Raw genomic sequence first — 13,968 nt, 5'->3', positions numbered from 1 at the left:
ATCGCTAACCTTCGACTGATCCTTTCCAATTGGGAACGGCCTGAGAACGTGGCTCCGATTGGGCTGGCAGTCGGAGGGACAGCACCCCCCTCTGCCCTGCCGGGCATCTCCCCCGCAAGGGGGGAGATCGGCAGCTTCGCCGAAGGCGACCCACTGCGAAATACCGCTCAATCGGGAAGGTAGATCTCCGCCTTCATAAAGGTCTTCGCACGGCCTGTGATCAGCACACGATCTCCGGCCAGCTCGCATAGCAAGTGCCCGCCGCGTTGCGAGCATTGGAATGCCGACAGATGCGTCTTGCCGAGTTTTTCAGCCCAGTAAGGCACCAGCGTCGCATGAATGGAGCCGGTTACCGGATCCTCGGGAATGCCTGCTCCGGGCACGAAATAACGCGAGACGAAATCATGGGCCTGCCCAGGCGCGGTAATGACCAAGCCGAGAGGATGAAAGGTTCCGATCCTGAGCAGATCGGGAACGAAAGATCGCACGCTTGTCTCGTCGTCAAGCTCGACAAACAGGTTCTCGAAATTGCGGAACCCCGCAACCGGAACCAGAGGCAATATCGCTTGCAGCGCCGACTTCAACTCTTCCTCGATGGGCTGCGGCGGAAAACAGGGCAGATCGAGTTGATAGGTCTCTTCCCGCCGGGAAACCCGCAGTTCGCCCACCCGGGTGGCGAAGGCCATTTCGCCCTGACCACTGTATTCCGTGGTCAGCACATGGGCGGCCGCAAGAGTGGCATGGCCGCAGAAGTCGACTTCATGGACCGGCGTGAACCAGCGCAAATCCCAACCTTTGCCATTCGCCCGCACAAACGCCGTTTCAGCAAGATTGTTTTCGTTGGCGATGGCCTGCATTACCTGCTCCGGCAGCCACTCCTCCAAAAGGAGAACGGCGGCAGGGTTGCCCTGGAAGGCCTGTTCGGCAAAGGCGTCGACCTGATACATCGTCAGCGTCGGCATATCAGGCCCTCAAGGATGTCCGCTGGGCGGCGCGCCATTTCGGCCGTGCCCGCCCCCGGTGCAGGTTCACGCCGCCTCGAGAGCCGCTTTCACCGCAGCGATCGCGTCTTCGGCCTTCGAGCCGTCCGGGCCGCCGGCCTGGGCCATATCGGGTCGACCGCCGCCGCCCTGCCCGCCCAATGCCGCGGACGCGACGCGCACCAGATCGATTGCGCTGAAGCGGCCGGTCAGATCATCGGTGACCGCGACGACGACGCTCGCCTTGTTGTCCTCGCCGGCGCCGACAAAGACGACGACGCCGGAGCCGAGCGACTTCTTGCCGGCATCGGCCAGCGGCTTCAAATCCTTTGGCGAGACGCCCGATACCGCCTTGCCGAGAAAACCGACACCGGCAATGGTTTCGTTTTCCGCAGGCACACCGGCTGGCGAGCGATCGCCGAGCGCCAGTTTCTTGCGCGCCTCGGTCAGCTCCTTTTCGAGCTTCTTGCGCTCGTCGAGCAGTGCCTCGACGCGGGCCGGCACATCGGCCGGCGAAATCTTCAGCGCGGCGGCGGCCGCCTTCAGCCGCTTGTCCTGCTCGTCGAGATGCTTTCTGGCCGCCTCGCCGGTCAACGCCTCGATGCGGCGCACGCCGGCAGCGACCGCGCTGTCGGACACGATGCGCACCAGGCCGATATCGCCGGTCGCCCTGACATGGGTGCCGCCGCATAGCTCGACCGAATAGGGCCGGTTGGCCTTGGCGCCATGCAGGCCTGTGCCCATCGAAACGACGCGCACCTCATCGCCATATTTCTCGCCAAACAGCGCCATGGCGCCTTCGGCAATGGCGTCGTCGACCGACATCAGGCGCGTGGTTACAGGGCTATTCTGAACGACGATTTCGTTTGCCATGCGCTCGACCTCTTCGAGCTCGTCCGGCGAGATCGGCTTGTTGTGGGAGATGTCGAAGCGCAGACGCTCGGGCGCGACCAGTGAGCCCTTCTGCGCCACATGGGTACCCAGCACCTCGCGCAGCGCCTCATGGATCAGATGCGTGGCGGAATGGTTCGCGCGCAGCCTGGAGCGGCGCGCGTGGTCCACCCTCAGCTCGACGGTCGCGCCCGTCTTGACCGTGCCGTTGGCCACCTTGCCGACATGGACGAAAAGCCCATCGGCCTTCTTCTGCGTATCGGATATCTCGATCGAGAACCCGTCGCCTGAAATGACGCCGGTATCGCCCATCTGGCCACCGGACTCGCCATAGAACGGCGTCTGGTTGACAACCACGGCAACGGCGTCGCCTTTGCCGGCACTGTCGACGGTCTTGCCGTCCCTGACCAGCGCCTGGACGAGGCCTTCCGCCTGCTCGGTCTCATAGCCCAGGAATTCGGTGGCGCCGTTCTCCTCACGCACCGCGAACCATACCGTTTCGGTTGCGGCCTCACCGGAACCAGCCCAGCTTTTGCGCGCCTCCGCCTTCTGCCGCTCCATCGCCTCGGTGAAGCCGGCAAGGTTGACCGAGATGTTGCGCTGGCGCAGCGCGTCCTGCGTCAGATCGAGCGGAAAGCCATAGGTGTCGTAGAGCTTGAACGCTGTCTCGCCATCCAGCATGTCGCCGGAGACCAACTTTTCCGTCGCCTCCGAAAGCAAGCCCAAGCCTCGCACCAGCGTCTTGCGGAAACGAGTTTCCTCAAGCTTCAGCGTCTCGGTGATCATCTGCTCGCCGCGCACCAGTTCCGGGTAGGCTTGGCTCATCTCGCGGACCAGCGCCGGCACCAGCTTCCACATCAGCGGCTCATTCGAGCCGAGCAACTGCGCGTGGCGCATGGCGCGGCGCATGATGCGACGAAGCACGTAGCCCCGCCCTTCGTTGGACGGCAGCACACCGTCGGCGACCAGGAAGCAGGACGAACGCAAGTGGTCGGCGATGACGCGGAACGATGCGACGGTGTCCGCATCCGGACCGCGGCCAAGCGCCGACGACGCAGCGTCGATCAGGTGGCGGAACAGGTCGGTCTCGAAGACGCTTTCAACCCCTTGCAGGATGGAGGCCATGCGCTCGAGGCCCATGCCCGTGTCGATCGACGGACGCGGCAGGTCGACGCGCTCGTCCTTCGTCACCTGTTCATACTGCATGAACACCAGGTTCCAGAATTCGAGGAAACGGTCGCCATCCTCCTCGGGACTGCCGGGAGGGCCACCCCAGATGTGCTCGCCACGGTCGATGAATATCTCCGAACACGGCCCGCAAGGTCCGGTGTCGCCCATTGCCCAGAAATTGTCCGAGGTCGCGATGCGGATGATGCGATCGTCGGAAAGACCGGCGATCTTCTTCCAGTAGGAGGCGGCCTCGTCGTCGTTGTGATAGACGGTGACCAGCAGCTTGTCCTTCTTCAGCCCGAACTCCCTGGTGATCAGGTTCCAGGCAAGCTCTATGGCGCGCTCCTTGAAATAATCGCCGAAGGAGAAATTGCCGAGCATCTCGAAGAAGGTCAGGTGTCGCGCGGTGTAGCCGACATTGTCGAGGTCGTTGTGCTTGCCGCCGGCACGAACACTCTTCTGGGCAGTCGTCGCACGCGAATAGGGCCGCTTCTCCAGACCGGTGAAAACGTTCTTGAACTGCACCATGCCGGCATTGGTGAACATCAGCGTCGGGTCGTTGCGCGGCACCAGCGGGCTCGACGCGACGACCTCGTGACCTTCCTTGCGAAAATAGTCGAGAAATGCCGACCGGATCTCGTTGACGCCACTCATGAATACTGCCTTTTCGAGAGAACCGCCGGCTGCCGGCGGAAAATAGACATGGCCTTTTAGCGGTCGCACCGCAGCCTGTCCAGAAACACCAAATGGGCTCAAATCCCGGCTTTCACCGGCGCTTTGAAATGCGTCTGACTCGCCGTCAAACGCCAACCGCCGGCACGGGGCCGGCGGTTCAAAATGTACCGATTACGCAAACTCAAAATCAAAACATCAAATCCAAACCTGGCTGACGCTCGGGAGGCGTCGCTTTTCCTACATCGCCCCGGCGTCGTCCTCGAAACCGTCGTCGCTGCTTTCGGAGCCGCCGTTCTCAAGGAATTTCTCGGCGATCAGTCCGGCATTCTGCCTCAGCGCCAATTCGATCTCGCGCGCCGTGTCGGGATTGTCGCGCAGGAACAGTTTTGCGTTTTCGCGGCCCTGGCCGAGACGCTGCGAATTATAGGAGAACCAGGCGCCCGACTTTTCGACCACGCCAGCCTTGACGCCGAGATCGACCAGCTCGCCGGTCTTGGAGACGCCCTCGCCATACATGATGTCGAACTCGACCACCTTGAAGGGCGGCGCCAGCTTGTTCTTGACGACCTTGACGCGGGTCTGGTTGCCGACGACCTCGTCGCGATCCTTGACCGAGCCGATGCGGCGGATGTCGAGGCGCACCGAAGCATAGAATTTCAGCGCGTTGCCGCCGGTCGTCGTCTCGGGCGAACCAAACATGACGCCGATCTTCATGCGGATCTGGTTGATGAAGATGACCATGGTGTTGGAGCGCGAGATCGAGGCGGTGAGCTTGCGCAGTGCCTGGCTCATCAGGCGGGCCTGCAGGCCGGGCAGCGAATCGCCCATCTCGCCTTCGATTTCGGCCCGCGGCGTCAGCGCCGCCACCGAATCGACCACCAGCACGTCGATGGCGCCGGAGCGCACCAGCGTGTCGCAGATCTCCAGCGCCTGTTCGCCGGTATCGGGCTGCGAGATCAGCAGGTTTTCGAGATCGACGCCGAGCTTGCGGGCATAGACCGGATCGAGCGCATGCTCGGCATCGACAAAGGCGCAGATGCCGCCCTTCTTCTGGGCTTCGGCCACCGTGTGCAGCGCCAGCGTCGTCTTGCCCGAGCTTTCCGGTCCGTAGATCTCGACGATGCGGCCGCGCGGCAGGCCGCCGACGCCAAGCGCGATGTCCAACCCAAGCGAGCCGGTCGGCACCGTTTCGATCTCGACGACCTGCTCGTTCGCGCCGAGCCGCATGATCGAACCCTTGCCGAAGGCACGCTCGATTTGCGACAGCGCCGCATCCAGAGCCTTTGATTTGTCCACCGCTTTGTCCTCTACAAGCCGCAAAGAATTCTGAGCCATGATACATCACCCCGTGGTCGTCAATGGAGGCCGGACAATCCCGCAATCCTTAAAAGAATGTACCTCGTTTGTTCTCATTTGTCAATGAGCCCCAAGGATTTGAAAAATAACGGATATCCATATTTGTTCTATTTTTGTTTCGCAATTTTGCTTCCGGACGTATCCCCTTCAAGCATGTAAATATTATTCCACAACGAAATCAACGAGTCGCGCACGCCCATGGGTTGGCGTCGTGAAGGCGCTTGTCTTAACGGTCACGGTGATTCTAGCTGGGTTAGGTTACGACGCTGTAGAGCGGCCGATCCAGAATTTCAATTTCCATGATGTCGAAGGGTTGTCCGTATTCGAATCGCCCCCAATGCTCACCGCCGCTGAGAATTGGCGGGGGAGCGGTCTTCCGGCTTACGCGGAATGCGGAAGCTGTCTGATAAAATCGTCCATCGTTCACGTAAGTGATGGATATTGCAAAAAGGAAATTGGCGCTGGGGAGCCTGTAGTTGGCTTCAAACGTTTGGGGGAATGTTATATAAACGATGTCGGTTTCAGTTTCACCGGGCAAGACTGTAAAAGCATTTTTCAGCCGTTGCTCTATGCTTTGTCGCTCTTCCCGGAGGGTCTCAACAAATTCTATGAAACCGGGTTCGTAACCGGTCTCGCTAGGGCCGGGCAGTATTTCTTGTCGCCTAACATTAATTCCCAAGGCGGGAAGTTTGCCGACGTTTGTTATGGCGATCGGAGCGTTGATTTCTCCCAAAAGACCAGACTGGCCATTGGCGCCCGGCGGGAACGCAACCGCGTCGTGAATGACCTTAAATCGAAGCCACGGTCTTTGTTCGCGCGAGAGTATGAGATTGGCTTCCTTGGCGGAGGCAGTTGCATCATTTGCGGCCTGTGTCGCGTTCTTGGCCTCGGTGACCATGTCCCTAGCGTAGTCGGCGGCCCGGCGAGTATGAACGAGAGTTCCCCAAATCAAAAGGAGCCCGATCAGCGTGACGCATATCTCCGCACCGCCAATCACCAGCATGTATTTGGCCCATTTAGCCATGCCCTCTTGGGCCGCAAGATCGCGCTCAGCGCTGTCGCGTTCTCCGGCGGTCTGAGCCTTATTGTTTCCGGCTTCTATGGCGCTGGCAATGCTTTGGAGAAGGTCTTGGATGGAAGGCGTCGCTTTTGGGTTCTGGTCGGCGGATGGCTTGGTTTGGCCCTCTCCGGCGGATTGATTGCTGCCGCTGTTCCCGTCTACTGGCTGAGCGTTTGCACCGGTTGCTAAGCCGAAAGACATTCCGACAAGCGCAGCGATGATGTAGATCCAATCCCTGAAAGACATCCGGCCCGCCGCCCTAATTTCCCCTAGCGGCTGTTATCCATTACAATGGAATTGAGGGCAACAGGAGCAACAAATGACCAACAACCAAAACGCCCGCTTTGACCGCCTTCTAAAGGCGATGGTCACTAAGCCGCCGCTCACTTCCCAACAGGGCGCGGGAACGATTTCAACAAGAGATCAATCATCAAGTGCGGCTCCCGACGAAGGTTCTGGCGGAACTCGAACTCCCAAAGGTAGGTCTGCAACCACTTCTTCGAAACCGAAACGTAAGTCCCGCACATAGAGCGCTTAACGTGCGACCAAAAGGCTTCGATGTTGTTGGTGTGAACCTCGCCTGAAACGTACTGTTTCGCGCTGTGGTTCACAGTGCCGTGGCGGTATCCGTTTTCGCCAATCTCATTAAAGGCTAGCGCCTCATCCGAAGCAACGCGCGAACCTTGTTGAACCCACTTCAAAATGGCTGGCATGACGTGGCGAGCCTTACGGCTACCAATGACCTGAGTAACGACTTCACCGCCGCGTTCGATAGCGCCGAACACTACGGCCTTGTCGTCAAAGCCGCGCCGGTCAACGCCACCAAAGAAAGCCTTGTCGACTTCGACAATGCCGCCACCCTTGCCGCCTAGTGTGTTGTCGCCATCGACGTAGCCCATGTACTGGCGAATGAGGTTGCACATGCGCCAAGCGGTCTTGTAGGTCACGCCAATGGTGCGCTGGACTTCCTTGGCGGACACGCCGTTGCGAGATGACGTGAACAGGAACATGACGGTGAACCAGTCGCGCAAAGAGGTGCGCGTGGCTTCGAACGGCGTGCCAGCGGTCGGATAGACCTGCGCACCGCAGAAATCGCACTCATAGCAGCGGCGAGCCTTCACGCGGTGAAACTTGGCGTCGCGATGACATTTAGCGCAGGAATGCCGCAAGCCGTACCGCGTGACCATGAGGTGGTCGAGGCAGGCATCTTCGGTCGTGAAGCGCTCTTGGAACTGGCGAAGGGTCGGAAGTTTGTTGCTCATGCATCATTATGTAGCATGCCGATTTACATGTTTCAAGGGGATACATCCGTTTGCTTCCGGATGTATCCCGCCTCGCATGCGGCGCCGTTGCCGTCACCATCCGAATCGCACCCGCGATTGCAGGGTTCCGCCCGGCGACCTAGTCTCCTCCCGGGCAACAGCAAAGGGCATTTTGCCGGCATGATGAACTCCCCGACGATCCTGGCCGTGGGCGGCGCCTATATCGAGCGGCGCGGCCGGGTTGCGGGCGCCTTCGTGCCGGCCGCTTCCAACCCCGGCACGATGCGCGAGCATGTCGGCGGCGCCGTCTTCAACGCCCTACGCTGTGCGGTGCGGCGCGGCGTCTCGGCCTCGCTGCTTTCGGTGCGCGGCGGCGATGCCCCGGGCGACACGGTTTTACGCGCCGTCACCGAGGCCGGCATTGCCGATTTGTCGGCGGTGTTCCTCGACCGAGCAACGCCAAGCCATACGATGCTGGTCGATAGCGACGGCAGGCTGATCGCCGGCCTTGCCGACATGGTGCTCTACGAGCTGGCGCTTCCCAAGCAGATCCGCCGCGCCAAGGTGCGCGAAGCGATCGATTCAGCCGACGCGGTGTTGTGCGACGCCAACCTACCGTCTTCCGCGGTGGAGCGGCTGGCTGCTCTCGCCGCCGGCAAGCCGGTGTTTGCGCTTGCCGTCTCGCCCAGCAAAGCGGCGCGGCTGACGCCGGTGCTTAACCTTCTGGCACTCGCCTTCATGAACCGGCACGAGGCCGGCGTGCTCGCCGGCGTCGACATCGATGCTGATGATCAAGGCATCGTCGACGGCCTGAGACGCGCCGGTCTGAAAAGCGGCGTGGTGACCGCCGGCGATGATCCAGTGCTCGGTTTCGACGAAACCGGCGCATTTTCGATCCTGCCACCGCCGATACACAAGCGGGCGGATATGAGCGGCGCCGGCGACGCGCTGGCAGGTGCCACGATCGCCGCCCGGCTGCGCGGCCTGACGCTGCGCGCGGCACTGTGCGAAGGCGTTGCCGCAGCTATGCTCACCGTCGAGAGCGCCGATACTGTTGCGGCCTTCAGCGGTGCCGGCTTTGCCGAGGCGCTGGCGCTCGTGCCCGAGGCGCGGGACCTGGCGTGAAATGCGGCCCAGAATTGCCGAAGCATGACGCAGCCTATTTGCCGGCGCGCCGTCCCGCCTCGTAGGCGCGGCGCGCCCAGATCGCCATCTCGTCGGGGTCGTCGAAAGCGCTGTCGGGAACGCTCCAATAGGGCATCGACACCAGCTTTCCGTGGCGCGAGCCGGTATAGGTCCATTGCCGGCAGCCGGCCGCTTCGAAATCCGGGGCGCTTTCGGCGTCGGCCTTCAGCATCAATTCGCCACGGATGACAATGGCGACGATGACGCCATCGAAATAGATGCCCTTGCCGCCGAACAGCTTGCGGATGCTGACCGGGCCGAGGCCTTCGAAAAGCTCTTCTATGCGCTCGTTGTCCATGGCGCGATCATGTCACCGGGATTTCCCCTTGTCATCGCCGCTACCGGCACCATCCTGACAAGTTCAGAATCAGTTTCATCGGAGTTTTTCATGCCGCTTCTGCTCAAAGGGTCCTGCCGGTGCAATGCCGTGCGTTTCGAGGTGGAAAGCCACACGCCGGTGCCGTTCATGCTGTGCTACTGCTCGATCTGCCGCAAGCAGCAGGGCGGCGGCGGTTTCGCCATCAATCTCGGCGCCGATTACGAGACGCTGAAAATCGAGGGCAAGCGCCATCTCGGCGTCTACCGGGCCGAGATCGAGGACGACGAGCACCCGCAAAGCGAGATCTCGACGGGCGAACGGAACTTCTGCACGAAATGCGGGACGGCACTCTGGCTCTACGATCCAACCTGGCCGGAGCTGGTGCATCCGTTTGCCTCGGCGATCGACACAAACCTGCCGAAGCCGCCGGAGAAGGTGCATCTGATGCTGAAATACAAGGCGAACTGGGTCGAGCCCGATATCGGCAAGGGCGATAAGGTCTTCGATGTCTACCCGGAAGAGTCGATCGCCGACTGGCACAAACGAACCGGGATGTGGGTAGATTAGCGTTTCTTCTCCCCGTTCGCTATCGCGTATGGGCAAGCGCCCCTCACCCGGATTGCCAACCGAATTGCGAAGGGCAATTCGGGGCAATCCGACCTCTCCCCGAGGGGAGAGGAAGTCGCCAGCGCTGGCGCCAGCCTCTTCTCCCCATCGGGGAGAAGGTGGCCCGAAGGGCCGGATGAGGGGGCTCCCATATGCGATTGCCGCCGGGGACGGCGAAGGAAAAGCCTCAGGCCGAAGCGCGCGCTTCGGCCAGTGCCTTCAAATCGGCGGGCTTCAACTCGACCGATTCGCCGCAGCCGCAGGCCGAGCTCTGGTTCGGGTTGCGGAAGGTGAAGCCGGTGCGCAGCGTCGTCTGCTCGAAGTCCATCTCGGTGCCGAACAGGAAAAGTGCTGCCTCTGGCGCGACATAGACATGGGCGCCGTCACGCTCGATGTGGTCGTCTTTGGTGTTGGGCTCGGTCACCAGGTCGACCGTATATTCCATGCCGGCGCAGCCGCCCTTCTTGATGCCGAGGCGAATGCCATGCGCATTCTCACGGGTCGCGACGATCTCGCGCACCCGGTCGGCAGCCTTTTCGGTCATCGTGATGACGGCAAAGCGTCCCATTCTTTCCTTCTCCATTGCGCGCAGGTTCAAGGCCTGCCGAATGATTCCTCACCTAAAATGGTGAAGTTTTGTACCCGGCGCAAGTGCGCCAGCCTTTGGCTGGTCGGATGCTAGTACCACCCCACCGCTACCTGTGCCTCTTCCGACATGCGGTCGGGCGACCAAGGCGGGTCGAAGGTCATGTTGACCTCGACGCCGGAAACGCCTTCGACGGCGCCGACGGCGTTTTCGACCCAGCCCGGCATTTCACCGGCCACCGGGCAGCCCGGCGCGGTCAGCGTCATGTCGATCTTGACCGAGCGGTCGTCCTCGATGTCGATCTTGTAGACGAGGCCGAGCTCGTAGATGTCGGCCGGGATTTCGGGGTCATAGACCGTCTTCAGCGCTGAGACGATGTCGTCTGTCAGCCGCGCCAATTCGTCGGCGGGGATTGTCGATCCGGAAACCGCCGCATTGGTAGTCGTTTCCGAATTGGTCTCGGCGGTGTGGCTGGCATCATCCATGGTCGTCACCCGAAGAACTTTCGCGCCTTTTCCAGCGCATCGGCCAAAGCATCGACTTCGGCCCTGGTATTATACATGCCGAACGACGCCCTGCATGTGGATGTTACGCCGAAGCGTTTCAACAGCGGCTGGGCACAATGCGTGCCGGCGCGCACCGCCACGCCCTGCCGGTCGATGACCATCGACACATCATGCGCGTGGATGCCCTGCAGCTCGAACGAGATGATGGCGCCCTTGCCAGGCGCATCGCCGAAGATGCGCAGCGAGTTGATGGCGCGCAGTTTTTCATGCGCATAGTCCTTCAGATCGGCCTCATGGGCGGCGATGCGCTCGCGTCCGATCTTTTCCATGTATTCCAGCGCCGCACCCAGCCCGATCGCCTGGACGATCGGCGGCGTGCCGGCCTCGAAACGGTGCGGCGGGTCGTTGTAGGTGACGATGTCTTGCGTCACCTCCTCGATCATTTCGCCGCCGCCCATGAACGGGCGCATCCGCTCCAGAATATCCTTCTTGCCGTAGAGCACGCCGATGCCCGACGGGCCATAGACCTTGTGGCCGGTGAAGACGAAGAAATCGCAGTCGAGATCCTGCACGTCGATCGGCATATGCACGGCGCTCTGGCTGCCGTCGACCAGCACCGGAATGCCGCGGGCGTGCGCAATGCGCACGATCTCCTTGATCGGCGTGACCGTGCCCAGCGCATTTGACATATGGGTAATGGCAACCAGCTTGGTGCGGTCGGTCAGCCGTTTTTCGAATTCCTCGATGTGGAAGACGCCGAGATCGTCGACCGGCACCCAAACCAGTTTTGCGCCCTGCCGCTCGCGGATGAAATGCCACGGCACGATGTTGGAGTGGTGCTCCATGATCGACAGCACGATCTCGTCGCCTTCGCCGATATTGGGCATGCCGAAGCCATAGGCGACGGTGTTGATCGCCGCCGTGGTGTTCGAGGTGAAGACGATGTTGTCGGTGCTCGGCGCGTTGAGAAATCTCTGTACTATCTTGCGCGCGTTCTCATAGGCGTCGGTCGCGGCGTTCGACAGGAAATGCAGGCCGCGATGGACGTTGGCGTATTCCTGGGAATAGGCGTGCTGGATGGCGTCGAGCACAGCCTGCGGCTTCTGCGCCGAGGCGCCATTGTCGAGATAGACCAGCGGTTTGCCGTAGACTTGCCGCGACAGGATCGGGAAGTCGCGGCGGATCGCCTCGACGTCGTAGGGAATGTTTTCGACTTTCTGGTCCATCACAAGCTCTCTCGAGGCATCGCCTCATTCCGTCCAGCACCCCTCGGCCAATTCTACCCGTGCGTCAAAAACCAATCGTCGAGCCGTCGTTCCAGCGCCTCGACGATGGCCTCGTCGTCCAGTTCCTCGATCACTTCGGCGACGAAGGCCTTGACCAGCAGGCCGCGCGCGGTCTTCTCGTCGATGCCGCGCGCCATCAGGTAGAACAGATGGCTGTGGTCGATCTCGGTGACGGTCGCGCCATGGCCGCAAACGACGTCGTCGGCGAAGATTTCAAGCTCCGGCTTGGTCGAAAACTCACCGTCGTCCGACAACAGCAGCGTGTTGCAGGCCATCTTGGCGTTGGTCTTCTGCGCATATTGGTGGACGTTGATACGACCCTGGAAGACGCCGCGCGCCTTGCCGGTCACCACGTTGCGGATGACTTCGGTCGAGGCGGTGTGCGGCACGGCATGGTCGAGCACCATGGTGACGTCGGTATGGGTGTCGCCGGCCAAAAGATTGATGCCGCGCAGCGTGAAGTCGGCGCCCTCGCCGGTCGTCCTCACGACGACCTCCTGGCGCACCAGCTTGCCGCCGGCATTCATGACGAACAGCGTCAGTTTCGAATTCTTGCCGAGATGCGCCTTGAACTGGGCGAGATGTGTTGCCGTATCCGGCTGCTCCTGCACGATGAGCCATGTCACTTCGGCGCCCTCGCCAAGCACAAGCTGGCTGACCGAGCTGACCAGCGCCGCCCCCTCGCCCGCCTGGCGCTCGACGATGACAGCCTTGGCGCCGGCACCGACGCGGACGGCCAGGCGTACATGCGTCTGTCCACCGGCCTGCAAATTCTGCAGCTCAAGCGGCTTTTCCAGTTCGGCACCGTCGGCGATGTCGACGAAATAGCCGTCGGCGACAAAGGCGGTGTTCAGCGCGCCGATCGCGTCATCGGTGCCATAGGGATCCAACCCCGGCGCAATGCTGCCGTCGGTCAGCTTCTCCGACAGGCGCTGTACGGCGACGCCTTCGATATCGGGCAGTTTCGCGCTCGAAACCCCGTTCAGGACCGGCAAAACCGAGGAGTCTTCGACGATCGGCGCAATGGCTTTCGCGACCGCTGCCGGATCGAAGTCCGGCACCGAGGTCAGCAGCCGGCGCAGGTCCGTATAATGCCAGGATTCGATGCGCCGCGTCGGCAGGCCGCCCTTGATCGCCTCGATGGCGTCGTCGCGCTTCAGCATCACCGCGCCGTCGCCGGGCAGCAGCGACAGCCGCTCGCCAAAGGCGTCGATCAGCGCCGTTTCGGCCAATGTTCGCTGGGGTGTCGTGTGCATGTTCATCAGTATCGCCTTGTTTGGCTTGCCTTCCGGGCCTGCTGGCATCTCACGCGGCTTGCCCGATCACGCCGGCATAGCCATTGGCCTCGAGGTCGAGCGCCAGCGACTTGTCGCCCGACTTGATCACCTGGCCTCTGTAGAGCACGTGCACCGTATCCGGCACGATGTATTGGAGCAGGCGCTGGTAGTGGGTGATGACAACGATGGCCCGGTCCGGCGAGCGCAGCGTGTTGACGCCGTCCGCGACGATCTTCAGCGCATCGATGTCGAGGCCGGAATCGGTCTCGTCGAGGACGCACAGTTTCGGCTCGAGCAGCTTCATCTGCAGGATCTCGGCGCGCTTCTTCTCGCCGCCGGAAAAACCGACATTGAGCGGCCGCTTCAGCATCGCCATATCCATGTTGAGCGAGGCCGCCGCTTCCTTCACGCGCTTGAGGAATTCCGGGATCTTCAGCGGTTCCTCGCCGCGCGCCTTGCGCTGCTCGTTCATCGCCACTTTCAGGAATTCCATGGTCGCCACGCCCGGTATCTCCATCGGATACTGGAAGGCGAGGAAGATGCCGGCAGTAGCGCGCTCGGCCGGATCCATTTCGAGGATCGACTGGCCGTCATAGAGGATATCGCCCTCGGTGACCTTATAGTCCTCGCGGCCGGCGAGGATATAGGACAGCGTTGACTTTCCCGAGCCGTTGGGACCCATGATAGCGGCAACCTCGCCGGCCCTGACCGTCAGGTTCAGGCCGCGGATGATCTCGGTGCCGTCATCGACGATGCGGGCGTGCAGGTTTTTTATCTCAAGCATTTTTTCTTTTTCCTGAAAATTCTTA

13 protein-coding genes are annotated in these 13,968 nt (G+C 61.5%); 2 read left to right on the top strand and 11 right to left on the bottom strand.

Going from position 1 to position 13,968, the window contains the following annotated elements; all coding sequences use genetic code 11:
• Positions 1–167 precede the first annotated feature (167 nt).
• From NKG95_RS15255 to NKG95_RS15235, 5 genes are all read right to left on the bottom strand, one after another.
• Positions 168–962: a PhzF family phenazine biosynthesis protein gene (locus tag NKG95_RS15255; RefSeq protein ID WP_353041329.1), complete on the bottom strand. Its 795-nt coding sequence runs from the start codon at positions 960–962 to the stop codon at positions 168–170.
• Positions 963–1,028: 66 nt separating this feature from the next.
• A complete protein-coding gene (gene alaS, locus NKG95_RS15250) occupies positions 1,029–3,695 on the bottom strand; it encodes an alanine--tRNA ligase (RefSeq protein WP_353022701.1) in 2,667 nt (888 codons plus the stop codon).
• 258 nt (positions 3,696–3,953) lie between these two features.
• Entirely contained in the window at positions 3,954–5,051 is a 1,098-nt protein-coding gene (gene recA, locus NKG95_RS15245) for a recombinase RecA (RefSeq protein WP_023717366.1), read from the bottom strand.
• Positions 5,052–5,325: 274 nt separating this feature from the next.
• Entirely contained in the window at positions 5,326–6,378 is a 1,053-nt protein-coding gene (locus NKG95_RS15240) for a hypothetical protein (protein WP_353041328.1), read from the bottom strand.
• A 137-nt stretch (positions 6,379–6,515) separates the two neighbouring features.
• The gene (locus NKG95_RS15235; RefSeq protein ID WP_353041327.1) at positions 6,516–7,394 is read right to left on the bottom strand and encodes an IS1595 family transposase; all 879 of its coding nucleotides are present in this window, start codon (positions 7,392–7,394) and stop codon (positions 6,516–6,518) included.
• Between the two features lie 180 nt (positions 7,395–7,574).
• On the opposite strand from NKG95_RS15235, the gene NKG95_RS15230 reads away from it, so the two are divergent.
• Positions 7,575–8,519 carry a carbohydrate kinase family protein gene (locus tag NKG95_RS15230; protein WP_353041325.1) on the top strand — a complete coding sequence of 315 codons (945 nt, stop codon included), beginning with the start codon at positions 7,575–7,577 and terminating at the stop codon, positions 8,517–8,519.
• A 34-nt stretch (positions 8,520–8,553) separates the two neighbouring features.
• On the opposite strand, the gene NKG95_RS15225 is transcribed toward NKG95_RS15230, so the two are convergent.
• Positions 8,554–8,877, bottom strand: coding sequence for a TfoX/Sxy family protein (locus tag NKG95_RS15225; RefSeq protein ID WP_023717364.1), 324 nt, complete (start codon positions 8,875–8,877; stop codon positions 8,554–8,556).
• Between the two features lie 90 nt (positions 8,878–8,967).
• Here NKG95_RS15225 and NKG95_RS15220 point away from each other — a divergent pair, with 90 nt between their 5' ends.
• Positions 8,968–9,465, top strand: a complete 498-nt coding sequence (locus tag NKG95_RS15220; RefSeq protein WP_353041323.1) for a GFA family protein — start codon at positions 8,968–8,970, stop codon at positions 9,463–9,465.
• A gap of 226 nt (positions 9,466–9,691) precedes the next feature.
• Here NKG95_RS15220 and sufA read toward each other — a convergent pair whose 3' ends face one another.
• The 5 genes from sufA to sufC all read right to left on the bottom strand — a co-directional run bounded on the left by sufA (position 9,692) and on the right by sufC (position 13,943).
• Positions 9,692–10,072, bottom strand: a complete 381-nt coding sequence (sufA, locus tag NKG95_RS15215; protein ID WP_006206001.1) for a Fe-S cluster assembly scaffold SufA — start codon at positions 10,070–10,072, stop codon at positions 9,692–9,694.
• A 110-nt stretch (positions 10,073–10,182) separates the two neighbouring features.
• The gene (locus NKG95_RS15210) at positions 10,183–10,575 is read right to left on the bottom strand and encodes an SUF system Fe-S cluster assembly protein (protein WP_023717362.1); all 393 of its coding nucleotides are present in this window, start codon (positions 10,573–10,575) and stop codon (positions 10,183–10,185) included.
• A 5-nt stretch (positions 10,576–10,580) separates the two neighbouring features.
• Complete coding sequence (locus NKG95_RS15205; protein ID WP_352495793.1) at positions 10,581–11,822, bottom strand: cysteine desulfurase; 1,242 nt, start codon at positions 11,820–11,822, stop codon at positions 10,581–10,583.
• 53 nt (positions 11,823–11,875) lie between these two features.
• Positions 11,876–13,144, bottom strand: coding sequence for a Fe-S cluster assembly protein SufD (sufD, locus tag NKG95_RS15200; RefSeq protein WP_352481178.1), 1,269 nt, complete (start codon positions 13,142–13,144; stop codon positions 11,876–11,878).
• 43 nt (positions 13,145–13,187) lie between these two features.
• A complete protein-coding gene (gene sufC, locus NKG95_RS15195) occupies positions 13,188–13,943 on the bottom strand; it encodes a Fe-S cluster assembly ATPase SufC (RefSeq protein ID WP_353041321.1) in 756 nt (251 codons plus the stop codon).
• Positions 13,944–13,968 lie beyond the last annotated feature (25 nt).

Source organism: Mesorhizobium sp. M1423, assembly GCF_040317575.1.
Classification (GTDB): domain Bacteria; phylum Pseudomonadota; class Alphaproteobacteria; order Rhizobiales; family Rhizobiaceae; genus Mesorhizobium.
This window is presented reverse-complemented; position numbering and strand designations above follow the sequence as displayed.